This window comes from Paracoccus wurundjeri (assembly GCF_030678915.1).
GTDB lineage: Bacteria > Pseudomonadota > Alphaproteobacteria > Rhodobacterales > Rhodobacteraceae > Paracoccus > Paracoccus onubensis_A.
Genome location: NZ_JAUUTZ010000060.1, coordinates 1 through 1,294, shown reverse-complemented (window position 1 = coordinate 1,294; position 1,294 = coordinate 1). Strand labels below are relative to the sequence as shown.

1 protein-coding gene is annotated in these 1,294 nt (G+C 57.9%); it reads left to right on the top strand.

The genetic code is table 11. From position 1 onward, the window contains the following. Nucleotides 1-41: 41 nt before the first annotated feature. Nucleotides 42-1,294 (top strand): IS3 family transposase gene (locus Q0601_RS24595; protein WP_305292842.1). Its coding sequence is split into 2 segments (ribosomal slippage), with 1,254 coding nucleotides annotated over them: nt 42-390 and nt 390-1,294; the frame shifts between segments, so codons are not numbered across the junction. This gene is flagged as partial in the annotation.

Below are 1,294 nucleotides of genomic sequence, written 5' to 3'. Positions count from 1 at the left end.
AAGGAGGATTTGGGTCTCGTCGGAGTGACGAAGGAACGCAGATGAGACCCAAATCCTCAAAATCGAAATCACCCTCCAAAGCCCCCGCCGAACAGGTGGTGAAAGATATCCGCCGCAAGACGCGGCGCCACTTCTCGGCGGAGGACAAGATCCGGATCGTGCTGGAAGGCTTACGTGGCGATGACAGCATTGCGGAGCTATGCCGCCGCGAAGGGATCGCCCAAAGCCTGTATTATACATGGTCCAAGGAGTTCATGGAGGCCGGCAAGCGTCGGCTGGCTGGTGACACGGTCCGGGCAGCAACCACCGACGAGGTGAAGGGCTTGCGCCGTGAGGCACATGACCTGAAGGAATGCGTCGCCGATCTGACGCTGGAAAACCGGCTGCTTAAAAAAAGCATGATCGCGGATGGGGAGGTCGACGAATGAGGTATCCCGCATCTGAGAAGCTCGAGATTATCCGGATCGTCGAGCAATCCCACCTGCCGACAAAGCGCACGCTGGAGCAGTTGGGAATCGCACGCCGAACCTTTTACCGCTGGTATGATCTATATCTGGCAGGCGGCCCTGAAGCGCTGGAGGACCGTCCATCCGCGCCAGGCCGGGTCTGGAATCGAATCCCCACTGCGATCCATGACCAGATCATCGATATGGCGCTGGAGCAGTCCGAGCTGTCCCCCCGAGAGTTGGCAGTGCGGTTCACCGACGAAAAGCGCTACTTTGTATCGGAAGCCACGGTCTATCGCCTGCTCAAGGCACATGATCTGATCACCAGCCCAGCCTTCGTGGTGATCAAGGCGGCCGATGAGTTCAAACGCAAAACCAGCCGCCCCAACGAGATGTGGCAAACCGATTTCACCTATTTCAAGATCATCGGTTGGGGCTGGGTGTATCTGTCGACGGTGCTCGACGATTACTCTCGCTACATCATCGCCTGGAAACTATGCACCACCATGCGTGCCGAGGATGTGACCGATACGCTGGAACTGGCGCTCAGTGCTTCAGGCTGTGATCAGGCCCACGTGCGCCACAAGCCTCGGTTGCTCAGCGATAATGGCCCGAGCTATATCGCCGGCGAACTGGCTGAATGGATCGAGGCGCAAGGCATGAGCCATGTGCGTGGCGCTCCATTGCATCCCCAGACCCAGGGCAAGATCGAGCGCTGGCACCAGACTCTCAAAAATCGCATCTTGCTGGAAAACTACTTCCTGCCGGGCGATCTCGAAGCCCAAATCGAGGCCTTCGTCGAACACTACAATCACCGGCGATACCATGAGAGCCTGAACAACGTGACA